The 23189-nt window shown below is 35.6% G+C and carries 25 protein-coding genes and 4 tRNA genes; 20 read left to right on the top strand and 9 right to left on the bottom strand.

Annotated elements, in window-relative coordinates; all coding sequences use genetic code 11:
- Window positions 1-56: 56 nt before the first annotated feature.
- Window positions 57-1049: a serine hydrolase domain-containing protein gene (locus C1634_RS13175; RefSeq protein ID WP_109738555.1), complete on the top strand. Its 993-nt coding sequence runs from the start codon at window positions 57-59 to the stop codon at window positions 1047-1049.
- 113 nt (window positions 1050-1162) lie between these two features.
- On the opposite strand, the gene C1634_RS13170 is transcribed toward C1634_RS13175, so the two are convergent.
- The 4 genes from C1634_RS13170 to C1634_RS13155 all read right to left on the bottom strand — a co-directional run bounded on the left by C1634_RS13170 (window position 1163) and on the right by C1634_RS13155 (window position 5076).
- Window positions 1163-1729 carry a sugar O-acetyltransferase gene (locus tag C1634_RS13170; protein WP_103234675.1) on the bottom strand — a complete coding sequence of 189 codons (567 nt, stop codon included), beginning with the start codon at window positions 1727-1729 and terminating at the stop codon, window positions 1163-1165.
- 102 nt (window positions 1730-1831) lie between these two features.
- The gene (locus C1634_RS13165; RefSeq protein ID WP_103234676.1) at window positions 1832-2719 is read right to left on the bottom strand and encodes a GLPGLI family protein; all 888 of its coding nucleotides are present in this window, start codon (window positions 2717-2719) and stop codon (window positions 1832-1834) included.
- Between the two features lie 58 nt (window positions 2720-2777).
- Complete coding sequence (locus C1634_RS13160) at window positions 2778-4706, bottom strand: M56 family metallopeptidase (RefSeq protein WP_109738666.1); 1929 nt, start codon at window positions 4704-4706, stop codon at window positions 2778-2780.
- A 4-nt stretch (window positions 4707-4710) separates the two neighbouring features.
- Window positions 4711-5076 carry a BlaI/MecI/CopY family transcriptional regulator gene (locus C1634_RS13155; RefSeq protein WP_103233056.1) on the bottom strand — a complete coding sequence of 122 codons (366 nt, stop codon included), beginning with the start codon at window positions 5074-5076 and terminating at the stop codon, window positions 4711-4713.
- A 552-nt stretch (window positions 5077-5628) separates the two neighbouring features.
- On the opposite strand from C1634_RS13155, the gene C1634_RS13150 reads away from it, so the two are divergent.
- The 8 genes from C1634_RS13150 to C1634_RS13115 all read left to right on the top strand — a co-directional run bounded on the left by C1634_RS13150 (window position 5629) and on the right by C1634_RS13115 (window position 12173).
- Window positions 5629-6585 (top strand): heme-binding domain-containing protein, encoded by a 957-nt coding sequence (locus tag C1634_RS13150; RefSeq protein ID WP_103233055.1) that lies wholly within the window; start codon window positions 5629-5631, stop codon window positions 6583-6585.
- Between the two features lie 3 nt (window positions 6586-6588).
- The gene (locus tag C1634_RS13145) at window positions 6589-7062 is read left to right on the top strand and encodes a hypothetical protein (protein WP_103233054.1); all 474 of its coding nucleotides are present in this window, start codon (window positions 6589-6591) and stop codon (window positions 7060-7062) included.
- A 42-nt stretch (window positions 7063-7104) separates the two neighbouring features.
- Window positions 7105-7998: a hypothetical protein gene (locus tag C1634_RS13140; protein WP_103233053.1), complete on the top strand. Its 894-nt coding sequence runs from the start codon at window positions 7105-7107 to the stop codon at window positions 7996-7998.
- A gap of 104 nt (window positions 7999-8102) precedes the next feature.
- Window positions 8103-9155 (top strand): sensor histidine kinase, encoded by a 1053-nt coding sequence (locus tag C1634_RS13135; RefSeq protein ID WP_103233052.1) that lies wholly within the window; start codon window positions 8103-8105, stop codon window positions 9153-9155.
- The gene (locus tag C1634_RS13130) at window positions 9130-9897 is read left to right on the top strand and encodes a LytR/AlgR family response regulator transcription factor (protein ID WP_103233051.1); all 768 of its coding nucleotides are present in this window, start codon (window positions 9130-9132) and stop codon (window positions 9895-9897) included. The genes C1634_RS13135 and C1634_RS13130 overlap by 26 nt, the downstream gene beginning before the upstream one ends.
- 92 nt (window positions 9898-9989) lie before the next feature.
- Window positions 9990-10658, top strand: coding sequence for a Crp/Fnr family transcriptional regulator (locus C1634_RS13125; RefSeq protein ID WP_103233050.1), 669 nt, complete (start codon window positions 9990-9992; stop codon window positions 10656-10658).
- Between the two features lie 38 nt (window positions 10659-10696).
- Window positions 10697-11263: a glutathione peroxidase gene (locus tag C1634_RS13120; RefSeq protein WP_109738554.1), complete on the top strand. Its 567-nt coding sequence runs from the start codon at window positions 10697-10699 to the stop codon at window positions 11261-11263.
- A 328-nt stretch (window positions 11264-11591) separates the two neighbouring features.
- The gene (locus C1634_RS13115; RefSeq protein ID WP_109738553.1) at window positions 11592-12173 is read left to right on the top strand and encodes a hypothetical protein; all 582 of its coding nucleotides are present in this window, start codon (window positions 11592-11594) and stop codon (window positions 12171-12173) included.
- Between the two features lie 370 nt (window positions 12174-12543).
- Here the strand turns inward: C1634_RS13115 and C1634_RS13110 are convergent, their stop codons facing one another.
- Window positions 12544-12990, bottom strand: coding sequence for a GNAT family N-acetyltransferase (locus tag C1634_RS13110; RefSeq protein WP_109738552.1), 447 nt, complete (start codon window positions 12988-12990; stop codon window positions 12544-12546).
- A 190-nt stretch (window positions 12991-13180) separates the two neighbouring features.
- Here C1634_RS13110 and C1634_RS13105 point away from each other — a divergent pair, with 190 nt between their 5' ends.
- The 3 genes from C1634_RS13105 to C1634_RS13095 all read left to right on the top strand — a co-directional run bounded on the left by C1634_RS13105 (window position 13181) and on the right by C1634_RS13095 (window position 15440).
- A complete protein-coding gene (locus C1634_RS13105) occupies window positions 13181-13894 on the top strand; it encodes a 2OG-Fe(II) oxygenase (RefSeq protein WP_103235299.1) in 714 nt (237 codons plus the stop codon).
- Window positions 13895-13960: 66 nt separating this feature from the next.
- A complete protein-coding gene (locus C1634_RS13100; RefSeq protein WP_103235297.1) occupies window positions 13961-14206 on the top strand; it encodes an Ada metal-binding domain-containing protein in 246 nt (81 codons plus the stop codon).
- 433 nt (window positions 14207-14639) lie between these two features.
- Window positions 14640-15440 (top strand): terpene synthase family protein, encoded by an 801-nt coding sequence (locus C1634_RS13095; RefSeq protein ID WP_103235296.1) that lies wholly within the window; start codon window positions 14640-14642, stop codon window positions 15438-15440.
- A gap of 189 nt (window positions 15441-15629) precedes the next feature.
- On the opposite strand, the gene C1634_RS13090 is transcribed toward C1634_RS13095, so the two are convergent.
- The 4 genes from C1634_RS13090 to C1634_RS13075 form a co-directional block, all read right to left on the bottom strand.
- Window positions 15630-15702 (bottom strand) — tRNA-Met (locus C1634_RS13090).
- A gap of 38 nt (window positions 15703-15740) precedes the next feature.
- A tRNA-Met gene (locus tag C1634_RS13085) sits at window positions 15741-15813 on the bottom strand.
- Between the two features lie 39 nt (window positions 15814-15852).
- Window positions 15853-15925, bottom strand: a tRNA-Met gene (locus tag C1634_RS13080).
- Between the two features lie 38 nt (window positions 15926-15963).
- Window positions 15964-16036, bottom strand: a tRNA-Met gene (locus C1634_RS13075).
- A 101-nt stretch (window positions 16037-16137) separates the two neighbouring features.
- On the opposite strand from C1634_RS13075, the gene C1634_RS13070 reads away from it, so the two are divergent.
- The 8 genes from C1634_RS13070 (at window position 16138) to C1634_RS13035 (ending at window position 23164) form a co-directional block, all read left to right on the top strand.
- Window positions 16138-16749, top strand: coding sequence for an L-threonylcarbamoyladenylate synthase (locus tag C1634_RS13070; protein ID WP_103235373.1), 612 nt, complete (start codon window positions 16138-16140; stop codon window positions 16747-16749).
- Window positions 16750-16787: 38 nt separating this feature from the next.
- A complete protein-coding gene (locus C1634_RS13065; RefSeq protein WP_109738551.1) occupies window positions 16788-17489 on the top strand; it encodes a CPBP family intramembrane glutamic endopeptidase in 702 nt (233 codons plus the stop codon).
- Window positions 17490-17493: 4 nt separating this feature from the next.
- The gene (gene yaaA, locus C1634_RS13060) at window positions 17494-18252 is read left to right on the top strand and encodes a peroxide stress protein YaaA (RefSeq protein ID WP_103235375.1); all 759 of its coding nucleotides are present in this window, start codon (window positions 17494-17496) and stop codon (window positions 18250-18252) included.
- The gene (prmC, locus tag C1634_RS13055; RefSeq protein WP_109738550.1) at window positions 18253-19101 is read left to right on the top strand and encodes a peptide chain release factor N(5)-glutamine methyltransferase; all 849 of its coding nucleotides are present in this window, start codon (window positions 18253-18255) and stop codon (window positions 19099-19101) included.
- Window positions 19102-19128: 27 nt separating this feature from the next.
- Window positions 19129-20151: a serine hydrolase domain-containing protein gene (locus C1634_RS13050; RefSeq protein WP_109738549.1), complete on the top strand. Its 1023-nt coding sequence runs from the start codon at window positions 19129-19131 to the stop codon at window positions 20149-20151.
- A gap of 2 nt (window positions 20152-20153) precedes the next feature.
- A complete protein-coding gene (locus C1634_RS13045) occupies window positions 20154-20513 on the top strand; it encodes a DUF4180 domain-containing protein (RefSeq protein ID WP_103233678.1) in 360 nt (119 codons plus the stop codon).
- A 529-nt stretch (window positions 20514-21042) separates the two neighbouring features.
- Window positions 21043-21615, top strand: coding sequence for a hypothetical protein (locus C1634_RS13040; protein ID WP_103233679.1), 573 nt, complete (start codon window positions 21043-21045; stop codon window positions 21613-21615).
- Window positions 21616-21622: 7 nt separating this feature from the next.
- Window positions 21623-23164 carry an L-type lectin family protein gene (locus C1634_RS13035; RefSeq protein ID WP_103233677.1) on the top strand — a complete coding sequence of 514 codons (1542 nt, stop codon included), beginning with the start codon at window positions 21623-21625 and terminating at the stop codon, window positions 23162-23164.
- The last annotated feature ends 25 nt before the right edge of the window (window positions 23165-23189 follow it).

The raw sequence follows: 23189 nt of genomic DNA, 5'->3' as shown, positions 1-23189 counted from the left end.
GGGATTTTTTTGATTTAACTACTTTACATTATCTGAATCCAAAAACAAAAAGAGCCATGAAAAAAAATATCATTCTGTTCACCCTACTTTCTTTTGTTTTCGGGTTCTCTCAAGACATCATTTTTTCAAAGGAAAAACTGGAACAGCTTAATCAGTTTAATCTTGAAAACAAGAGCCGGGCTTTCATCATTTTTCAGAATGGAAAAATCATTAATGAAAAATATTTTGGAACAAAGATCATTGACAAACAGTCTTTCGACGCAGATTCCAATTGGTATTGGGCTTCTGCCGGAAAATCCCTGACCGCCGTTCTTATCGGAATTGCTCAACAGGAAAATTTGCTCAACATCAATGATCTGGTATCAAAATACCTGGGAAAATGGACCGGAATGGATAAAAGTGCTGAAGATAAAATTACCATCAGAAATCTTCTGACCATGACTTCCGGACTTGACTATTCTCAAGATCAGGTTTGTGAATATGGAAACTGCTTTGTTTTTAAAAATCCGGCTGGGAGTTTTTGGTATTACGATACTTCAGCCTATTCCCAACTGGCAAAAGTGATTGAAAAGGCAAGTCATAAAAGCATGGATGAGTATACTTCTGAAAAGCTTTCAGGTTCGGGTATTTCAGGAAAATGGATTCCTTATGAGAACGGGCTTGTATTTTCAAGTACTGCAAAGAGCTTTTTACAATTCGGAAAACTTGTTTTAAACAAAGGAAAACTGAATGAAAAGATCTATTACAAGAACGACAGCTATTTTCAGCAAATGACCAATACTTCACAGGACCTCAACCCTTCCTATGGTTACCTTTGGTGGCTTAACGGAAAAGGAGAAACAAGGGTTCCCGGATTTGAAAAGTCGTTCAATCAGTCACTGGTTCCGGGTGCTCCTAAAGATATGTTTTGTGCCTTGGGTAAAAACGGGCAAATCCTCGATATTGTTCCCGGCAAGAATCTTATTATTGTAAGAATGGGAGAAAATCCAAATGTATACAGCAATATGATAAAATTCCACAGAGAACTCTGGGAGAAAATTTTACAATAAAAAATGTCTGAAATTGTGTTTTCAGACATTGTATGATGTATTGGAATGTTATTTCAACATGTCCAGTTCAAATAAGATGATAATTTTTTTCATGGTTAGTTTTTGATATAGTTTTAGTTTTCTTCTTTTATATTTTTAACAATTTTACAGGGGTTTCCCACTGCCACTACATTGTCCGGGATATCTTTCGTTACTACACTTCCTGCACCAATCACAGAATTATTTCCAATAGAAACTCCGGGAAGTACTACGACATTCCCCCCCAGCCACACGTTATCTCCAACTTTGATCGGATGTGCATACTCCAGGCCTTCGTTTCTCTGTTTTGCATCCAGTGGATGGCCTGCTGTATAAAAGCTGCAATTGGGGCCAATAAACACGTTATCTCCAAACTCTACGCCGGCACAGTCTAAAATGATAAGATTATGATTGGCATAGAAGTTCTCGCCTACTTTAATATTATATCCGTAATCACACCAGAAGCTGGGTTCTATGCAGATGTTTTCTTTGATACTTCCAAGTATTTTTTTGAGTAGATCGTATCTGTTTTCTGTATCAGAATTTTTCAGTCCATTATATTCCTGGCACAAATCTTTGCAGGCAATACGTTCCTGAATCAGTTCTTTATCATAATTGGCATTGTACAAAAGTCCGGCTGCACATTTTTCCTTTTCTGTCATAATCTGGAATTGTAAGTTCTGGGATTAAAGATACATAATAGAAAAAAATACCGCAAGATTAGTACTAATCTTGCGGTATTTTAATCCAATAGAAACGGCTTATTATTTATATAATTCCGGTTCTATTTTATTGTTATTTTTTAGTCGCTCTTCTTTTGCTCTCTTTTCAATGTTTCTATACATTTCATTCATATCAATACTTTTCCCATCCTGGTTTCTCATATTGACAACCGCTCCTGCAGGAAGAGTACTCATCGTCTGCTTCATATCTTTTGTAGGGTCAATCAGATAATCTTTCCAGGCTTTCTTAAACTGCTTTTTGCTGATCTCTATTTCTTTACCTCCTAAACCTATTGTAGTAAGACCTGGTATTTGAACATCCTCTTCAGATGCAGTTTCCGTTTTCTTGTTACCCATTAGAGTCATGATATGAGAGCCTGTTTTATCCTCAATTTTAACAATAAGGCCTGGCAGACCATAGAATTTATAAGGACCATCCTGAAATGGTATGTCTGTAGAAAACCATGCTGTCCAGCTTCTTCCTCCGTAATTTGTGGTTGCTTTCTGAGTATTGTACTCTCCGATCTTCTGCTTTTCAGGAAGAATTTTCCATTCTGGTTTTTGATCTTCCGGCATTTTATAGGCAGTATTCCCAATATTTTCAGAGAATGAAACACTATAATCCGGATACTTTTTGATCACACTTGAAGAAATTGTTCCTGGCTTTATATTTCTTTTGATATTAATACTGCCTCCGAATCCTCCTTTCATCTGCTTAGCAATATCTGCTTTCATTGTTGAATCTGCAACAAACTTTTCACGGCTGTAATATTTGGATCCATTTTTATCAATATCCAAAAACATAACATCGCTTTTCACTTCTGCTTTATTCGTAGAGTCAGAGATATACTTATAGTCATAAAAGAATCTGTTGACCTGAGCACTGGCAAGTACTCCCAACAACATAAAAAATAGAATTTTAATTTTCATAATGTATTTTTTTAAAAAAGGCTTTGCCAATCTGATATTGACAAAGCCTGATGGAACTTTATTTCTTTGTCTCGATTCTTACTTCTCCCTGTTTAAGGTCTCCTTTCTTCTGAGTATTGACATTGACTCTCGATATATTGCTTGTATCTAATGAATTGATATCATCTTTAGAAACTTCTCTCCCGTCAATATAATACTTGTATTTTACGTCATCACTACCGCTGATTTTGAACTTTTTCACCCCATTCATCGCAATGTTTCCGTTGCTGTCTTTTTTGATAAAATCAGCATTCATCACGATAACATCAGGTGAACCGCTAGCAACTTTAATAAAAGCTCCATCCTTAAAGCTGATTGATCTTTTCTCGGCTTCTGCGCGGGCTTTTTCAGCTTCTCTTCTTATTTTGTCTCCATCAATCCTGATGATTACATTCTCTTTTCTAATGCGCTCTCCTTCTGCTCTCGCTCTGTCACCTTCTGCACGGGCTATAGCGCCTTCGGCTCTTGCTTTTTCACCCTCTATTCTCGCTTTCTCTCCTTCTACTCTGGCTTTAGCTGCTTCTTTCATCGCTTTTTTAGCTTCTGTCAGTGCTTTATTGACTTCTTCTTTTTCTTTAGGGCTTAGGTCTTTATAGTAGACCGTTTTATTGGTTTTGAAATACGTTATTTTCGGTTCTTTAGGTTCTTTGGGAGGAGCAGGCGGAACTGGCATTTTTTCTATTCTGGCTGCTGCTCTTGCTGCTTTTCTTGCCGCTCTTTCAATTTTACGAAGTTCTTTTTTATCAAGAGGATCCATATTTTCAAGCTCCTTCATCTGATTCTTCCATTCAGCAGAATTGAAATATTCATTAACTTCAGCGTTTGCTGCAATATCTCCTATCTCAGATGCCAAGGCACTTATTTCCTCAATTTTTTTATCGAAGGCATCACTTTCAGGATCCAGACCCTTTAGCTCCTTCTCCTTTTCCTTCATCTTTTTATCAAGTTCAGCCAATTTTGTTTGATCTTCCTGTGATGTAGGTTTAAGTTCTGTAATTTTTTCCTGTCCAGATTTTTCAGGTCTTACGGTATCTTTCTTGATTTCTGAAACGACTTTTTTTATAGAAAGGTTTGTTTCTTCAATTTCTCTGTTTTTAGCATTTACCAGATAAGCAAACGCTACTGAAAATAAAACCGGTAATGCAAAAATTCTTCGCGCATATCCGAACTTGGTTTTTGGTTTTTGTAACATCTTAAGTCTTTTTTTAAGGTTTGAACTTAGAAACGGACTGGCGGCAGGCAACTGTGTTCCGGAAAAGTGGCTTGCTAAAAGCATCTGCGCAAATGCTTTGGTGTCCGATTGTTTTACGGCTTTTTTATCAGCCAGGTACTCGTGGATTAAACTAATTTCTTTTTTGATAATATGAAAGAACGGGTTGAACCAGAAAACAGATGTAATAATCTCGATAAAAATCTTATCAAAGGAGTGTTTCTGTTCAATATGTACCATCTCATGCTTTAAAATCTGCTTCCCGATATCAGAATGCAGGGTGATCGCATTCTTCCAGAAAAGATTTTTAAAGTACGAAAATGGAGCTTCGGTAAGGTCTGTACGGTAAAAATTGATCCCGTCAAAACTTTCTTTCTGAAACTGTTTTTTAAACTGCTGGATTTTGAAAATCCCATAGATAAGTTTCCCTAAAAAATAGAGAGAAACCAGTCCCAGAGCTGAAAAAATAATGTTAAAATAAAGGTTACCATTGTCTATGTTTTTTTCTGTGTTAAAATTCTGAATCTTGTCAAGAAGCATGTACATATCATTATTTACCTCTATCGTAAAATCGTCTACTCTGATGAGCGGTAATAACAGTGATATCACAATCGCTGCCAACAGATAAAATCTGTTATAATGATGGAATGTCTTGTCTTTTAAAGACAACTGATAATACAAAAACGTTACACCCGAACATAAAATAGTTTTCCCAAAGTATAAAAGTATTGCTTCCATAGTATTAATCTTTCTTTTTGAGTTCATCCAATAACATCTCAAGATCTTCCACGGTCATTTCATTTTTTTCTACCAGAAACGAAACGGCACTTTTATAGGATCCCTTAAAATAGTTTTTCACAAGACTTTTCATGGTTTTCCCGGAGTATTGTTCTTTTGAAACAAGCGGAAAATACTCATGTTGTCTTCCATGAACATGAAAGTCTACAAACTCTTTGTCTTTCAATACTTTTAAAATGGTAGAAACCGTATTGGTATGCGGCTTGGGTTCCGGAAAAAGATCAAGAACATCCTTTAGGAAGCCTCTTTCTATTTTCCATACATACTGCATTACCTGTTCTTCTGCTTTTGTTAAAGTCTGAATTTTCATATCCTGTTCATTTTATCATTATCGTGATATAAAGTATCCCATTCTATATCACTAAGAAATTAGTTATACAAATGTAGAAATAAAATTGAATCAAACAACTATTTTTTTAGTGATAAACAATCATAAAACATAATTAATTGGAAATCAACAACATATAAATAGTTAAAATTTATTAAATTTTTAATGAATGAAATTATTTCCTGTTTATTGTATAGAAAACGATTCAATGGGGTTGTTATTTTATAATAAAAAGTCTCAGATTACTTCAAGACCTTAATTAATATAATAGTAAAGGCTTAGTTCATTTAAGAAATATGTTTTTAGACTCATATCCTTGTCAAGGTTTAAAACCTTGACAAGGATGATCACTGTAAGATCGTATTACAAAAACTCATTAATAATATCATGAAAATATTTTCTGTGCTTATTTTTTAAGCTAAAAAAAATTCATAATCACAATTGTCAGATTCAAAGTAAAATTTGCCCGATTGATCAAATTTCTAAGAAAATATCCCCTGTAAAGTCGCGAAATTTGAATAAAAATAGACAGATATGAACCGTTTTGTAAAAAAAATAAAAACAAAAAATATACTGCTCATTGTACTGATTGTTTTTATAGGGATACAATTTTACAGACCTGAAATGACACAAAAACCAATAACCGGTGAGATTCATGTTCCCAGTGATGTAAGGGCCATCTTGCAGCGTTCCTGTTTCGATTGTCATTCTAACCAGACAGACCTGAAGTGGTTTGATCAGATTGCTCCGGCTTACTGGCTGGTAGCAGATCATATTAAAGAAGGAAAAAAAGGCCTGAACTTTTCTGAGTGGGACAAACTAGCCCCTCCGGCACAAAATGCAAAACTTTGGGAAGCTTTTAATCAGATTAACCTGAAAGCGATGCCACTCAAAAGTTATGAACTGCTTCACCCGGAAGCTAAACTTTCTGAAAATGACATCAACATCCTAAAAAAATATGTGAATTCACTCGCTCCTAAACAAAAGCCTGATACAGCAAAAGTCTCTGCTTATAACAAACAATATCTGCAAGTGAAAGCAATGCATGCTACAGCACCCAGCCTTTCATTACCAACTGCTCTGAACGGCATCAGCTATATCCCTGATTATAAAAACTGGAAACCAATAAGCTCTACTGAGAGATTCGATAATGGGACAATGCGTATTATATTCGGAAATGATATTGCCATAAAAGCAGCGAAAGAACATAAAACAAATCCCTGGCCTGACGGAACCATATTGGCGAAAGTAGCATGGGAACAGATTATTGACAGTGATGGCAATGTTATTACCGGAGCTTTCAAACAGGTTGAATATATGATTAAGGACTCTAAAAAATTCGCTTCCACAAAAGGATGGGAATGGGCAAGATTTTTATCTCCCAAGCTAGAACCTTACGGAAAAACAGCAGATTTTACCAGCGAATGCATCAGCTGCCATCTACCTATGAAAGATAATGATTTTGTATTTACCTCCCCTATTAACCATTAAACTATGAAGAACCTGATTGTTTATTTAATGATGGGTATGCTTATTGTGAGCTGCAGTTCTAAAAAAGAATACGAAGCAGTGAATGAAAACGCCTCACTTCCTGAAAGTTTTGATTTTAATGCCATGAATCTAAAAGTGGTAACCTCTTCTATTAATCATAAAAAGCAGACTATGGCAACTCTTTATGGTAATGTTCCCACTATAGATGAATTGAAAGGGAATGCCGGAAAAGAGGAACATACAGAAAGAATATTAACCCTGATTACCTGGTCACAGAAGAAAGATCCTTATTGGTATGGGGCAAAGATCCCGGATCATCTGTTATCTGTAGAAGTTATTAAAAGCAGACAGCCTTTTTCGGATCATTCAGAAATCAGCTACCAAAGATATGAAGGGAAAGACCTTAAAAAAGTAGATGCCAGCGGAACAGACAGAATCCATACCATCCTCAGTATGAAACCTTCGATCATGCCTTAAGAATCACATATAAAAAAATAATATTCATTAAAACTATTAAAAATGGAAAAAGTTAAATTCAGTTCAAGCATAGTAACGGGATGCATCTCAGCGGCGTTACTGCTTTTTACTTCTGTTGCCTGTTCAAAGGATAATCAGGATGAAAGTTCTGATCCTGCGGTGAAGGAGGTTCAATTGAGGAATGATGCCAGCCTTGGAAGTGTTCTCACGGATAAAGAAGGACATACTCTTTATTCTTTTGCTAATGATGCCACCGCTACCAATAACTGTACAGGAGGGTGTGAACCGGTATGGCCCATCTTCAATATAGATCATCTTTCTGCTGAAAAACTGGGATCAGGATTGGAACTTTCTGATTTTACAACAATAACAACGGGTTCCGGGAAAAAGCAGGTGACCTATAAAGGAAGACCTCTTTATTACTATGCTCCTTTGGTGAACGGAACCAATGTAAAAGAAGATGCAGGAAAAACCGGAGGTGAAAATATCGGAGGCGTATGGTTTGTAGCAAAACCAGATTATACCATCATGCTTACCAATGCCCAGCTTGTAGGACATGACGGAAAAAACTATACCTCAACTTATACAGAGGGCACAGGAAAGACATTATACTTTACGGATGCTAAAGGGGTGACGTTATACACCTTTAAAAATGACAAGCAGAATAAAAACAATTTTACAGCCTCTGATTTTTCGAATAATGGAGTATGGCCTATTTATGAAACGGATAAAATAGTGGTTCCGTCCGGTTTGGATAAATCACTTTTCGGATCGATTACGGTATTTGGAAGAAAACAGCTTACTTATAAAGGATGGCCGCTTTACCGCTTTGGTCAGGATAATATGGTAATGGGATCCAATAAAGGGATTTCCTTCCCTGCTCCCGGCGGTATCTGGCCTGTTCCTGTGAAGAATATGGCAGCAGCTATGCCTTAATTTTTTGTTTTTATAGAAATCTCTGTGCTAAATAACGGACGTGCTGCCATGCCGTTATTTAGCTTTTGTATATTTGTTATTGCTTAACTGCCTGATTTTTATTTATGATCTATGCTAAATATATAAACACAAACGGAAGAAAGGTATTCAGGATTGATCCGAGAATCATCCTCTTCAGCTCTCTTTTTATGGGGATTCTGGCTTCGGTACCTAAAATACTCCGTATCCATATTACATTGGGAGAACTGATGATCGATTTTTCTATCTCATTTCTATTCTCCTTGTTTGTATGGTATTTTAATATTTATAGTCTGCCCAAGTTTTCTATCCAGAATATATCGACCCGTTTTTTCAATAAAAAGCTTGTGATCAGTCTGTCCATAGGGATTGTAGTGATGGCGGCAATAGTGCTCATTCATCATATTATCTTTCCAAAATATGGATTCAATACCATGGTATTGATGTACGAATTCAGGGGAATACTGATTAATCTGACTATTTATATGTTTTTGTATCTTTTGTATCAGACTTATAATTCTCAGCAGATCAAGTTTGAGCTTGAGCAGATCAGAACCGATAACCTCCATGCTCAATATGAACTGTTGAAGCAACAGATTAATCCGCATTTTTTGTTCAACAGCCTCAATACGTTGAAGTCTATGATTGATATAAAAGATGATAATTCAGGAGATTTTGTTGTCAGGCTCGCTGATTTCTACCGTTTTACTTTAGATAACAGAAAGCTGGATCTTATTCCTTTAAAAAAAGAACTCGCCATACTGGATGCGTATATCTTTCTCCTGACTTCAAGGTTTGAAGATGGTATTGAGTTTAAAATAGACATTCAGGAAGAGATATTAAATTCTTATATCCCTCCATTTACCCTGCAGCTGTTGTGTGAGAACTGTATCAAGCATAATATTGTATCAATGGCACATCCATTAATCATAAAGTTATACAGTGATGAAGGATATATTGTTATTGAAAACAATTTTCAGCCCAAGAATATTCCGCAGGATTCCGCAGGCATAGGAATTGAAAATATCAGAGAACGTTACAAACACTTTGCTGAAAAAGAACTGACTATACTGCAAAATGATATTAATTTCACAGTCAAATTACCAATAGTAGATGAAAGTTTTAGTAATAGAAGATGAGATAAAAACCGCAAAGGCTTTGGGTCGGATGATTGTTGCGGTACAGCCGGATGCTACTGTAGTACAATACATTGAGAGTGTTGCCATGGCGGTGGAATATCTTTCAGAAAATGAAACTCCGGATATTATATTTATGGACATCCAGCTGGCAGATGGAAACTGTTTTGAGATATTCAGCCAGGTCAGTATAAAAGTTCCGGTTGTTTTCTGTACTGCATTTGATGAATATGCCATAGAAGCATTTAAAAGCAACGGAGTAGATTATATATTAAAACCTTTTGAGAAAAAAGATATTCAGTCGGCTTTTGAAAAGATCAACAACCTTAAAAATTTCTTTCAGCACTCCCCTTCACCGGACCGGAAACTGGAAGATATACTGGCTAATCTGACTACCGGTAGAGGCAAGACCAATTTCCTGGTGTTTTCCAATAATAAATACAATAATATTCCTATCGACAGAATTGCCTGTTTTTATAGTCAGTTCGGAAGTACGGTACTGGTAACTTTCGATCAGAAAGAGTATTCAATACCACAGTCTCTGGATGAGGTGGGACAGCTGGTTTCAGGAATTCAGTTCTTTAGGATCAACAGACAATATCTGATCAATTTCACATCAATTGTGGAAGTGGAACATTATTTTTCCCGCAAGCTTCTTGTCAGTTTGAAGATCACTACTCCTGAAAAGCCACTCGTCACGAAAGATAAAGCTTCCCGATTTCTTCAATGGCTTGAAGAGCGATAAAAGAGACAGCAACCCTTACAAAAATATATAGTAAAACGACTCTCTGATTATAATCGGAGAAAGGTAATGTTTTGTCTTATTAAAAATATAAAATGGATCAAAAAAATAATATCGTAAGCGAGTTTATTAACCGTAAATTTGGCTTTTTGGGTGAAAGCTTTCTGGAAGAGATCAGGACTCATGCTGTATATGATACCATAGAGGCCAGACAGGAGATTATCCGGGAAGGAGACCGGGTGAAATATGTTTTATTTTTAATAAAAGGAGCCATTAAAGTCTATTCACTTAATGATGGACGTGAGCTTACTTATTATCATATTGGAGATAATGAAAACTGCCTGATGACCTTTTCATCTATTTTTAATAACAATATAAGTAAGGTATATGCTACTGCGGAAGAGGATTCTGAAGTATTATTGGTTCCGTTATCTGTAATGAACAGATGGCTGGTTGCATTTCCGGCCATTAACAAAATGTTTTTTCACGAATATGAAAGAAGGTTTTCTGCGGTAATGGATATGATTAACGAGGCCATGTTTCATCATTTGGATACCCGGGTTTTGAATTATATTAAAAGAAAAGTAACCCTGGCAGGGAATCAGCCTGTGAAGATTAAACACAGAGAAATAGCAGGTGGGTTGGGAACTTCAAGAGAAGTAGTAAGCAGAGTGCTGAAAAAAATGGAAAATGAAGGAAAAATTTTTAAAGATGAAGAAGGCAAAGTATTTGCTGCAGATCAAACAATGCTCTTAAATAAATAATCTAAGTTTTATAAATTAATATTAAAATCTTTTTTCAAATGAAAAAAATACTTTTTATCGGAATGGTACTTATAGGAATTATAAGCCTTTCATCATTTATCAAATCAGATGATTCTACAGGTCCAAAACCTGCAAAATCAATTTATGATTTTAAGATTGAATCCATTGACGGAGGAAAAATCAATTTCTCTGATTACAAAGGAAAATACATCCTTATCGTCAATACAGCATCCAAATGTGGATATACTCCTCAGTACAAAGGATTGGAGCAGCTGTATAAAGATTATGGAGATAAGCTGGTTGTGATTGGTTTCCCTTCTGACAATTTCGCGGACCAGGAATTTCATGACAATGTTGAAATCAAGTCTTTTTGTGAAAAAAACTATGGGGTAACTTTTCCACTTACCACTTCTGTGAACGTGAAAGGTTCAAAAATAACGCCTGTATTTGACTACCTGACCCATAAGTCTCAAAATGGAGTACTGGATGCAGCGATAAGCTGGAACTTCAACAAATTTCTGATCAGCCCGGAAGGAAAACTATTGGAACATTTTGATTCTAAAGTAGTTCCTGAAAGTGATAAGATTACTCATTATTTTAAATAAATTGATCCGTCAATTAAAAATCCACTACTTTCGAAATGATAGTAGTGGATTTTTTTTACCTGTTATTATTGTTTTACTACAATCCCTAACCGATCCTGGTGAAAGGTATAGAGTGATATTTTTAGAAAAAGAATATTTTAAATAGGTGAAATTGCTTTTCATTTATAAATTCAATTATAAAAATCACTTCAATAAAGACCCTAATCACATCATTTATACAACAATGAATATCATCTATTATAAATTTGTTAAATTTTATTAAATAATATTAAAATGTATTTGTTTTAACTGGGAAATTATATTTATTTTAGTGCTTTAAAAATTTCTCATGAAAAGATATAATTTATTGATTGTACTACTACTGCTTATTTTCAATGTTACTACAGCACAAAAAAAGGGTTCTCCGGCTGCCGATCTTAGCATGCTAAAAGATACAAAATCAAAAATCGAAGCTACCGTTCCATTAGTTATCCAGCATCTTCAGACTATTTCTACGAAAGAAGGGGATAATAATATTGTCAACAACGGTAAAATTGCTTTAGGTAAAGAATATGGCATTTTAGAATCTGAATGGTTCTTATACAGAAACAATATGAAAAACTGTATTCTGAACAATTCTTCTAAAAAGTCTAAAAAATGTATGGAATACCACACACAGTATCTGAGAAATACATTCATCAATTACAACAACTATATTTCTAATCTTACAAGAAAGAACGGATACTTAGGAGTTGAAGGAGATACAAAATTTGATTTTAAACCTGCTGATATTGCTACAAAACTAAGTGAAGCTTATTTCAATGCCAATGATGCTGCAGGAAGAATGAAAGCCGATCAGAAAAGAGAGTTTTTAGGACAGACCATGTCTGATGATAACAAATTGACTCCTTATTCTCAGCTGGCTCAATAATATAAACCAATCCTTACCACATAAAAAAAGAGAACTGCAAATAGCGGTTCTCTTTTTTATTTAAAGCAAAAAATCTCCGCCGGAAAAAGCAGTTTTGTGGTACTAATCATAAAACTCTTGGGGAAAAAGTAGAAAATGAGGCAGAGATTTTTTTGCATACACTCTACAGATCAACTGTCCTACCCATGATCTGTAAGAGCATTACAAAAATAGAACTATACGCCACTAATGATAGGAAATGCATGTAGAATTAAGTGTTTGGAATTGTAGAACTAATACTACTTTTTAACATAGAAACTAAATAAGCACCCGTTTTTTCAGGTGCTTATTTAGTTATCATGACAATATTTAGGGCTGAAATATTGTTAATCTATTTCCACCAATGGTAATAGTTGTGCAGCCCATCATATTCGAATCCACAACGCGGATACAATGTATTTCCAATATCATTTGTCTTTTCTGTTTCAAGCATTAGTCCACATGCTCCTGTTTCTTCACACCATTGCTTGCTGCGGTCAATTAACGCTACAGAAAGCCCTTTTCCTCTATAATCGGGGTGAACAAACAAATCACTTAACAGCCATTGCTTTTCTAGTTTGGTATAATGAAATAATTTGTAAAGCTGTACAAATCCTACAGCTTTTCCATCGGCTATGACAAGAAAAATATCTGATTCACTGTTTAAAAATCGTTCTTTCAGAAAAGCCTTTCCTTTTTCAATATTAGATTCCTGCCTATAAAAAACACGGTAAAGATCAAATAGTTCTGCCGTTTCATTAAGATCCTCAAGACTTGCCTTTTTAATAATGTAATTCATCGTTATTTATTTTGATTAACAGGGCAAAAGTAGCCTTAAAGAGGACCAGTCTTATCATCCAGATTAATCTTATATCCATAGTCCAGAAGCGGAAACCGAGAGATCTTCAACTCACAAAATGTAAATACCGCATGTTTTGGATTTTATCAATCTGAACAACTTCGGATTTTTGCCGTATAAAATCAAACCAATGAAAGACATCATCCAGACAATTAAAAACACAGACTGGCAGCACATTACAGAAATGATGCATGAAAACGGGTATGCCATCATCCCCAATCTATTATCAGATGAAGAATGCGAACTCATAAAGTCAAATTATGATAATACTGCCCTTTACCGCAAAACGGTTGTCATGGCCCGGCATCGTTTTGGCCTGGGTGAATATAAATATTTTAACTATCCCTTGCCTGAAATCATCCAGACTGTACGAACAAATATATATCCATATCTGGCTCCTATAGCCAATTCATGGTTCAAAGCTTTGCATATTGATATCCAATTTCCATCAGATCATCAGGCGTTTTTACAACAATGTCATGCGAACGGTCAGCATAAAGCTACTGTTTTGGTTTTAAAATATAAAGAAAAAGGGTTCAATACGTTGCATCAGGACTTATATGGTGACCTGTACTTCCCTATCCAAATCGTACTAATGCTCAGTGAGCCTAATCAGGATTTCACAGGAGGAGAATTTGTTCTTACCCAGCAGATTCCAAGAGCGCAGTCAAAAGCTATTGTCTTACAACCTAAAAAGGGGGATGCCCTCATTTTCACGACTCAGTTTAAGCCTGAAAAAGGAACCAAAGGCTACTATAGAGTCAATATGAAACATGGAGTAAGTGAAGTAAAAGAAGGCAGCCGTTATGCGTTAGGAATTATCTTCCATGATGCAATAAGCTAGTCATATAACAAACCTGAATTGTTTCTATCAACACCTTTAACCCTTCAAGGATAAACTTTAATCATAATGTTCCAGCATTCTCAAATATCATCCGAGAGCCTGAGAAGTAAAGTTCACAGCGGAGAAGTTCGTTTTGGAGGCAATAAAAAGCTAAAAATCTATGGATTACTCAACTGCCGATCAGGGAAACGAATGAAAAAGGAAAACAGGGTTTTCTTCACAGATGAAAAAGAAGCATTGCAAAACAATTATCGTCCTTGTGGACATTGCATGAGAGAAGAATATAAAAGATGGAAAAATAATCTCTTCTGAATAATATCAGAGGACTAAAACGTTACAACCTCGAGATTTTTTATTAAGGATTTATATTGTATATCTGCTATGTACCCCTATTACTATTAATCTGAAGTGTCTTATTCTTCATTTTTCAATAAAACATCATTCTAATGTTTTATAAATGAGCCAATTAAATCCACATAATTGTTTTTCAATTTTCACCTATTTTTTTAAAGTTTCAATTTTCTGAAGGTTTCTGCAATCAAAAAAGGAGAAAAAAAAGCAAAAATTATTTAAAATAAGTGGAGATATCCTCAGTTTCATACTATTATTCAACATGTTCCTCCTTTTAATTGACTATTACCATTAACATATCGGATCTACAAAATAAAATATCAAAGTTCTGTGAAATATAAATATATTATGTTAAATAGATAGCATAGAACGGATGCGCCCCTGTGCCAGACTAATGATCTATATCACGATTTTCGATGACTATTTTGGGCTGACACCTGCAAAAGAATTAAAAATAATGGCTGATCGAGTGTATGAAGTCATGATGGGTGATGAGCCGCGTCCTGACGAAATCGGAATTTTGCGACAAATGGCCCAGGCAAGAAAAGAATGGATTATAAATGGAATGCCTCAATTCTGGATAGATCGTGTTTCTATGAATTTCTATGAATTTATCATGTATGGAATGGCGGAAGAGATCCCTTTCAAACAATCTGAAACCAGAGTCTATCCCTTACTTCCACATTATCTTAGCTTTCGGAAATATTCAATCGGTATGTGGCCATATGGTGATTTGATAGATCCTGCTACCAATTCTGTACTGCCTGTTCATATTTACAATCATCCTATTGTACAACGTTGCAGAGAATTGCTTTCCCTGATTATTGTAATTCAGAATGATTTTGCCTCCTTGAAAAAAGAACTTGAAATAGAAACTGAAAGTCTGAACATCATCTTTATTCTAAGTCACCAGTATAAACTATCTTATCAGGAAGCATGCACAGAAGCCATGAGATTACACGACGCATATGGCCAGGAGTTGGACGATCTCCATCAATCTCTTCCCGATTTCGGAGAGTTTCAGGAAGTGGCATATAACCATATTTATCACATTAAATTACAGATAAGCGGCTGTGCAAATTGGTATTATAATTCCGGTACCAACCGATATGAACCTAAAGGATTTATTGTACCGCAATATGGTAGAGAAGGAGATGACATTCTTATTCCGCACAGTATTTTTGTACAAAAATAACTCTGAAACAATGTGATATCTCTTTGCCTTTAATAGAAATACAACAAACTGAATTAAAGACGCTACAAAAAACTATCCTTTAAGATCATTTTTTATAATTATATAAAATAGTATAATTAAAATCTTCCAAAATTTAGAATCTTATTTAACAAAAAAGAGAAGCAATAGTATATTGCTTCTCTCGTTTAGTAGCGGGAACCGGACTCGAACCGATGACCTTCGGGTTATGAGCCCGACGAGCTACCTACTGCTCCATCCCGCGGTATATTTTTAGAGTGTTTACCGAAAACACTTACTTAGTAGCGGGAACCGGACTCGAACCGATGACCTTCGGGTTATGAGCCCGACGAGCTACCTACTGCTCCATCCCGCGGTGTATTTTTAGAGTGCTTACCGAAAGCACTTATCTTAGTAGCGGGAACCGGACTCGAACCGATGACCTTCGGGTTATGAGCCCGACGAGCTACCTACTGCTCCATCCCGCGGTGTATTTTTAGAGTGTTTACCGAAAACACTTTCTTAGTAGCGGGAACCGGACTCGAACCGATGACCTTCGGGTTATGAGCCCGACGAGCTACCTACTGCTCCATCCCGCGATATTGGATTGCAAAGGTACGAATATTTTTTACAAATCCTAATTTTTCTTTTAAATAAAGGACTTTCATGAAAACTATTTTATTATTTGTATCTTTGTTTAATGGCAAAAATATTAAAAATCTACCCCGACAACCCGCAGGAAAATCTTGTGAATGAGGTTATTAAAACTTTAAAAAATGGCGGACTTATCATCTATCCTTCGGATACGATATATGCCTTAGGCTGTAATATTTTTGATATAAAAGCCATGGAAAAACTGGCGCAGCTCAAAAAAATAAAGCTTGAGAAGTCAAAATTCTCAATTATATGTAATGATCTCAGCCACCTTTCCGACTTTACAAGACCTATTGATACTTCGATTTTCAGATTTCTGAAAAGTCATCTTCCGGGACCGTTTACCTTCATTCTTGAAGCCAACAAAAGTTTACCTTTAGCCTATAAAGGACATAAAACAATTGGTATCCGTGTTCCTGATCACCCGATCCCACAGCTTATCGTTGAAAAACTAGGGCACCCTATTGCTTCCACTTCCATCAGAGATGATGATGAAATCATTGAATACTCTACTGATCCGGAACTTATTGCCGAAAAATATGACCATTTGGTGGATATTGTCATTGATTCAGGATATGGAGATAATATTGCTTCCACAATTGTGGATCTTACTTCAGGAGAACCGGAAGTTATCCGTCAGGGAAAAGGAATTATTTAATTCAAAATATAAAGTTCAAAGTTTAGGGGTATTGGATTATGAGTCTTAATGGGAAATATTCTGTAGGAATTTTACTCACTTTTGTGCTGTTGGCTGCTGTGATGCTTTATATTTTTCCTGTCGTTACGATGATCACAGGGACAAGAGGGATCACAAAAGACAACTTTTTCCTCAGTAGAGTTGCAATATGGGGAGTTTTTCTCATTGTATTTCTGTACAGTCTTTTTATCGAAAAAAGCACTTTTTTACTCAGAGAAGAAAAAAAATATCCTGCCGTATTTTATATAAAGACTATTCTGTACTTATATTTTATCTGCAGCATTGGTGGAGCACTTCTGAATGTAATGATCCAGCTTTTGGTTCAGGAAAAAATAAGTGAAAAACTTTTTGAGCTTACTTCCATTTTTAAAAATGATTATTTTTTAATTATTTTTACATGCTTTACAGCAGGTGCTGTAGAAGAGTTTCTAATGCGGGGGTACATACAGCCAAGAATTGAAAAACTTTATAACAGTCCACTTCTGGGTATTTTTGTTTCAGCCATTCTATTTGGAATTCTGCACAGTACTTACGGAACCATAGGCCAGGTAGTCATTCCTTTCTTTATTGGAGTCGTTTTTGCTATGTTTTATAAACTTTATTCAAACATTAAAATTTTGATCATTTGTCATTTTATGATTGACTTTATCTCTCTGATGGCCATGAATTTTATTGACATTAAACATTTATCTGCATTTTAACATTATGAAAATTATAACATCTCCTGCAAAATTAATGAACGTAGAAAACTCAACAGAGCTGTTGAAATCCACTACTCCGAAATTCATTGAAGATGCAGCATTCATACATTCTTATTTAAAAGAAAAATCCCCAAAATATCTTTCCGAACTGATGGAAATATCGCCTAAACTGGCTGATGAAAACTGGGAAAGAAATCAAAAATGGAAATCCAAACCTACTGCAAAAGAATCTGCTCCGGCTATGTTTGCTTTTACAGGGGAAGTTTACAGAGGGCTGGATGCCAAAACTCTGGATAAAAATGCAGTAGACTATCTGCAGAAAAACTACAGAATGCTTTCCGGTCTTTACGGTCTTTTGAAGCCATCTGATAAAGTGATGCTTTACAGACTGGAAATGGGGCGCCCCTTCAAGTTTGAGGAGTACAAAAACCTGTATGAATTCTGGAGAGAAAAAATCACTGACCAATTGAATTCTGAGATGAAAAAAGGAGAAATCCTGCTTCACCTTGCCAGCAATGAATACGGAAAAGTAATCGACAGAAAAAAACTGAACCATACAGTGATCGATTTTGATTTCTATGAATTAAAAGAAGGAAAACTGAAAACCATTGTTGTATACACCAAGCATGCAAGAGGACTTGTGGTAAGGTTCTGTGCTGAAACCAATGCCAAAAGTCTGGAAGACGTAAAAGCGTTCAACTATGAAGGGTATAGAATTGATGAAGAGAAGTCTACGGATACAAAACTGGTTTTTACAAGATAAATGACAATATCAGCATTCAAAAAATATTTCAAAACTGCCCTTTCCGAGCTTTATACTGAGTCGGAAAGTGCTTTCTTATCCTCATTATTGATACATCAGATTGTAGGTTTTGACAGCTTTCATCAGAGAAGGTTTTCTGAGCAGGAACTTTTGATCGATGATGAAGAAAAACTTTGTCATCTGGTTTCCGAACTTAAAACCGGGAAGCCTTACCAGCAAATCCTGGGCGAAACTGAATTCTACGGGATGAAGTTTTTTGTAGATGAAAATGTACTGATTCCCCGCCCTGAAACAGAAGAACTGCTGGAGATGGCCATCAGGGAAATTCAAGGTTCACCATTTAAATTTCAAGATGTAAAGATTTTGGACATAGGAACCGGAAGCGGAATTATTCCTTTGGTTTTAAAAAAATATTTCCCTGAAGCAGAAGTTTCATCCATAGATTTTTCTGAAAAAGCATTGGAAACCGCCAAAAAAAATGCAGCGTATCATCAACTGGAAGTCAAATTCATTCATGCGGATTATCTGAATTTTGAACTGATTGAAAATTATGATATCATTATTTCAAATCCTCCGTATATAGGAATTGAGGAAGAGGTTGACATTGCAGATTCCGTGAAAGAGTTTGAGCCTAAAATGGCCCTTTTTTCCCCTACTGCAGATGCTTTGATTTTTTACAGGAAAATAGCTGCAGATGCTAAAATGCATCTGAACAAGGACGGATTTTTATTTTTGGAAATCAATCAAAAATTAGGTCCTGAAACCCTGGAACTGTATCATTATTTTTCTAACGCTCAATTATTGAAGGATTTATCTGAAAATGATAGGTTTATTTATGGAAGAAAATAAGTAATTTTACTTCCATACACCTAACCTATGAAAACTTTGATATGGAATATCGTTTTCGGTATTTTCCTGATTTTGCAGCTTACATCCTGTAAACAAAATGCTCAGCATGTTGTAGATGAATACTACAATAAGGGAGAATTCAACGGTTCTGTTCTTATCGTGAAAAACGGCAAGATTGTATGTGATACAGCTCTGGGCTTCCGTACTCTTGAAAAAGGACTGAAAACAGATAAAAACACTTCTTTTTATATAGCTTCTCTAAGCAAACCTTTCACGGCTGCAGCGATTATGATATTACAGCAGCAAGGATTATTAAAATTTGATGATAAAGCTTCTCAATTCATTGAGCTTCCTGAATATGCTAAAAACATCAGTATCAGACAGCTTTTGCATCATACATCCGGAATAAGTGACTATGAAAATCTATTTTCAAAAAAGGGATTGACTAATCAGGAGGTAATTGATTGGCTTTTTAGTCTTAAAAAGCTAGATTTTATTCCTGACAGTCAGTTTAAATACAGCAACAGCGGATATATAATCCTTTCCCAGATTATCGAAAAGGTCTCCGGAAAATCTTATAAAGATTTTCTCAATGAGCACATCTTCACTCCTTTAAAAATGACTCACACCTATGTGTATGAGTCTTCTACGGTTATACAGAATAAGGCATTGGGATATAATAAACAGAAGAAACCTGATGATTATTCGATCCTGACTACGGGTGACGGTGGGCTTTACTCTACTCCTGAAGATCTTTATACATTTGATCAGGCTTTAAGAAATCATACTTTAATCAATAAGGAAAATACGGCTGTCATGTACACTCCTTCCCAATTATCCAATGGACAAGTGTCAAATTATGGATTTGCATGGTTTATAGAGAATAAAAATGGAGAAAAAACGGCAATGCATACAGGAGGTCTGAACGGTTTTAAAGCTTTATTCTGGAGAGATTTACAACATAACACCTGTATTATAGTACTTACCAATCAGGGAGATGCATTTGCTTTAGATAATTTCTTACATGACATCAAAAAAACACTCGAATAAAGATGATTATTCAATCACATGAAATCAACAATACAAAAATTGCGGAAATAATTTCCGATGATATAATCATCCAATCTGCTGCGGATGGTCTTGGCCTTATGGGAAATATCTATTATCAGGGTTTTGATACATTAATTCTTCACGAAAAAAATATCTCCCCTGAATTCTTTGACTTAAAAACGAAAATGGCAGGAGATATTCTTCAAAAGTTTTCAAACTATCGCATCGGCCTGACTATTGTAGGTGATTTTGACAAATATGAAAGTAAAAGTCTGAAGGATTTTATTTTTGAAAGCAACAAAACAAAACACGTCAATTTTGTAAACACTCTGGAAGATGCGTTGAATAATTTTTCAAAATAGACTCTTTTTCAATTATTTATAATAAAAAAAGGTGAAATTTTTCTTCATTTTCAAATATCAGAACCTCAACCTACTCTATTTTTTAAGATTTCTTAATACAATACAAAGATTTACATAATAAAAACAATCTTATTGATTTACAAACTATGTAAAAATTTAAACCAAAATATGTTAATTATTAAGAGAAATTTAGAATTAATTCTATAAATACAAACGTCTGAATATTTCTTTGTATATTTGCAAAAAACACGAGGGAATATGAATCTTACTTATTTAAGAGCTTATACGGCTACATAATTCAATTTACTTTTCCGACTATTTCAGATAAGACATAGAATGTGCTCTATGAGGCATCATGTTATATCTGTTATTGGCTTTTAGGAATCCAAAGATCTCCTCATGGCATTCTATAGACACAATTCATTATTCAAATGAAGTGTTTGTGATACTTATTCCTTTTATGGAATCGACCAGGCTGAAAAAATGCCTTCAAAAAAACATACACAGATTAAAAATTATTAAGAACATCATGATTAAAAAGTTATTTCTACCAATCGTTTTAATAAGTACATTTTCTTTCGCACAGGTTGGGATCAACACACCAACACCTGATGGAAGCGCCATTTTGGATGTTTCTAGTCAAAATAAAGGGATGCTGATCCCAAGACTTACTACTGCCAAAAGAGACGCTATCTCTAATCCGGCCAACTCTCTTCTTATCTATGATACTGATAAGAAATGTTTAAGCCAGAATATTGGAAGCCCTACCAAGCCTGATTGGCTATGCATCAGTAATAATGCTGTAAAGATGTTTTACATGCCTAGTGTTTCTTTTGATACTTCCACCAGCGCCAATGGCCGAACTAAAGATTTGTATACATTGTATAAAACTCAGTTTGGATCTCCAAAAGCAAAGAGCACCAGCGCACCTGCATCAATTCCTTTTTTCCCGTCAAGCAAAGATCTTTACTACTATGTAACAGATGCTGATCCTAATGTATTCAGTAATATTTCTATTTCTGATGACGGGGTAATGACGTATGATGTAAAAGCTGCAGCGACAGATTGTTCATTTATTAATATTGTTTTTGTAGTTAAATAATTGAGTTATGATAAAAAGTACTCGAATAATATGGGGCAAAAGATTTTTGCTTGTTTCTTCATTGTTTATTTTCACCAAAAATATTCAGGCACAGAATCAGCAAGGAACCGGCTACCCGTATTTTGTCAACTTTACACAAGGATTACAGCCTCAGGAAGCTTACAAAGTATCCACTAGCGGTATTCAGAATGATGCTACTTTTACGACAGATGGATTGCGACTGACCCGAAGTGTGAATAATATTTCGGGAGGGGTTATCCTCGCTGATAAGATATTCAACAGTGACCAGGGAATTAAGTTTGAATTTGAATTTGCAATTTATGGTGGAGAGACTAACGGAGGAGATGGTATTTCTATATTCCTGGTAGATGGTTCTATTCCTAAAGACCAACTTAATCTCGGATACTTTGGAGGAGGACTAGGCTATAGTTTTGTACGTGGAGGGGAATCCCGAGAAGGACTAAGAGGTGCTTATCTGGGAATAGGTCTGGATGAATTCGGAAATTTCAAAACAGCATTTAATCAGGGAGAAAGGGTTAGAAACGGAATTTTTGGGGTATCATTAGCTGGCGGACGAAGTAATGTCAGCTTAAGAGGTAAACGCGGAAATCAATATCTATCGTCCGCTGAGCCGGCAGGATACAATGGTTATCCATTACTTTACAGTACAGCGACCAATGCTGCAGCTTCCAGTAACAACCGATCTGCTTATCTGAATACTCAAACCGGAAAGTACGTTGGCATTCAAAATACAAATCTACAGCAATTCAGCATTGAAAGTGGCGGAACTACGATTCCTCAGAACGAAAATGACGTCAGATTCCGAAAAGCATATATCACATTGATTCCCAATCCTTCCGGCGGTTACAATGTAACTCTGGAAATACAGCACGGGAATGTGAAAGAAACAGTCATTGATAGTTATTATTATCCAACTTCTCTGAAATATACTGAGACTACAATATCCAACAGTACGGTAAGAACCTTGGATACTTCGCCTCCTTCTACTTTCAGAATTGGTTTTGCGGCTTCTACCGGAGCTGCTAAAAATATCCACTTATTAAAGAACTTAGGGGTTACAAGACCTTATGCAGCAGAAGTAACGGACGATCTTTTTGCAGGATGCCCGGGAATAAAATCTAATTATTTCCCTTTGCTTAATGATGCAGCCTATACTTCAGCAGGTGGACAAAACCCGCCAACGATTTCTTATAATAACATTGATTTTAATTCATTCCGTTTTCTGGATATGAATGGTGCGGTGATTCCGAATATAACAGGAGGGGTCTATACCAACACTCAGGGTACATGGACGTATACTTCTACTACAGGAAAGCTTTCTTTCAAGCCGGCAATTGGATTTACAGGAATTGCCCAAATACAATATGACATCAAGGGTGGCGGAAGAAATGGTACTGAAGCTCCTTATAATACAGAAGAATACAGATCAATGCCAGGGTTGATACAGGTAAATATTTCAAGTTCAAATAACTGCAGCAAAGCCTGTGTGATTTCTAATAAAAACGTAACTCAGAAAATAACAACATAATTTTATAAAGCCAGCAGTCAAAAAG

Origin of the sequence: Chryseobacterium viscerum, assembly GCF_002899945.2 — a bacterium.
Classification (GTDB): Bacteria; Bacteroidota; Bacteroidia; order Flavobacteriales; family Weeksellaceae; genus Chryseobacterium; species Chryseobacterium viscerum.
This window is presented reverse-complemented; position numbering and strand designations above follow the sequence as displayed.

Bases quoted from the DNA above. Each gene is read 5' to 3' on its own strand.
- C1634_RS13135 (WP_103233052.1), top strand. From the start codon at position 8,103: ATGATCTATGCTAAATATATAAACACAAACGGAAGAAAGGTATTCAGG.
- C1634_RS13045 (WP_103233678.1), top strand. From the start codon at position 20,154: ATGATTATTCAATCACATGAAATCAACAATACAAAAATTGCGGAAATA.
- C1634_RS13145 (WP_103233054.1), top strand. From the start codon at position 6,589: ATGAAGAACCTGATTGTTTATTTAATGATGGGTATGCTTATTGTGAGC.
- C1634_RS13155 (WP_103233056.1), bottom strand. From the start codon at position 5,076: ATGAAAATTCAGACTTTAACAAAAGCAGAAGAACAGGTAATGCAGTAT.
- C1634_RS13125 (WP_103233050.1), top strand. From the start codon at position 9,990: ATGGATCAAAAAAATAATATCGTAAGCGAGTTTATTAACCGTAAATTT.
- C1634_RS13105 (WP_103235299.1), top strand. From the start codon at position 13,181: ATGAAAGACATCATCCAGACAATTAAAAACACAGACTGGCAGCACATT.
- C1634_RS13095 (WP_103235296.1), top strand. From the start codon at position 14,640: ATGATCTATATCACGATTTTCGATGACTATTTTGGGCTGACACCTGCA.
- prmC (WP_109738550.1), top strand. From the start codon at position 18,253: ATGACAATATCAGCATTCAAAAAATATTTCAAAACTGCCCTTTCCGAG.
- C1634_RS13035 (WP_103233677.1), top strand. From the start codon at position 21,623: ATGATAAAAAGTACTCGAATAATATGGGGCAAAAGATTTTTGCTTGTT.
- C1634_RS13065 (WP_109738551.1), top strand. From the start codon at position 16,788: ATGAGTCTTAATGGGAAATATTCTGTAGGAATTTTACTCACTTTTGTG.
- C1634_RS13170 (WP_103234675.1), bottom strand. From the start codon at position 1,729: ATGACAGAAAAGGAAAAATGTGCAGCCGGACTTTTGTACAATGCCAAT.
- C1634_RS13115 (WP_109738553.1), top strand. From the start codon at position 11,592: ATGAAAAGATATAATTTATTGATTGTACTACTACTGCTTATTTTCAAT.
- C1634_RS13110 (WP_109738552.1), bottom strand. From the start codon at position 12,990: ATGAATTACATTATTAAAAAGGCAAGTCTTGAGGATCTTAATGAAACG.
- C1634_RS13120 (WP_109738554.1), top strand. From the start codon at position 10,697: ATGAAAAAAATACTTTTTATCGGAATGGTACTTATAGGAATTATAAGC.
- C1634_RS13040 (WP_103233679.1), top strand. From the start codon at position 21,043: ATGATTAAAAAGTTATTTCTACCAATCGTTTTAATAAGTACATTTTCT.
- C1634_RS13150 (WP_103233055.1), top strand. From the start codon at position 5,629: ATGAACCGTTTTGTAAAAAAAATAAAAACAAAAAATATACTGCTCATT.
- C1634_RS13130 (WP_103233051.1), top strand. From the start codon at position 9,130: ATGAAAGTTTTAGTAATAGAAGATGAGATAAAAACCGCAAAGGCTTTG.
- C1634_RS13175 (WP_109738555.1), top strand. From the start codon at position 57: ATGAAAAAAAATATCATTCTGTTCACCCTACTTTCTTTTGTTTTCGGG.
- C1634_RS13160 (WP_109738666.1), bottom strand. From the start codon at position 4,706: ATGGAAGCAATACTTTTATACTTTGGGAAAACTATTTTATGTTCGGGT.
- C1634_RS13165 (WP_103234676.1), bottom strand. From the start codon at position 2,719: ATGAAAATTAAAATTCTATTTTTTATGTTGTTGGGAGTACTTGCCAGT.
- yaaA (WP_103235375.1), top strand. From the start codon at position 17,494: ATGAAAATTATAACATCTCCTGCAAAATTAATGAACGTAGAAAACTCA.
- C1634_RS13140 (WP_103233053.1), top strand. From the start codon at position 7,105: ATGGAAAAAGTTAAATTCAGTTCAAGCATAGTAACGGGATGCATCTCA.
- C1634_RS13100 (WP_103235297.1), top strand. From the start codon at position 13,961: ATGTTCCAGCATTCTCAAATATCATCCGAGAGCCTGAGAAGTAAAGTT.
- C1634_RS13070 (WP_103235373.1), top strand. From the start codon at position 16,138: ATGGCAAAAATATTAAAAATCTACCCCGACAACCCGCAGGAAAATCTT.
- C1634_RS13050 (WP_109738549.1), top strand. From the start codon at position 19,129: ATGAAAACTTTGATATGGAATATCGTTTTCGGTATTTTCCTGATTTTG.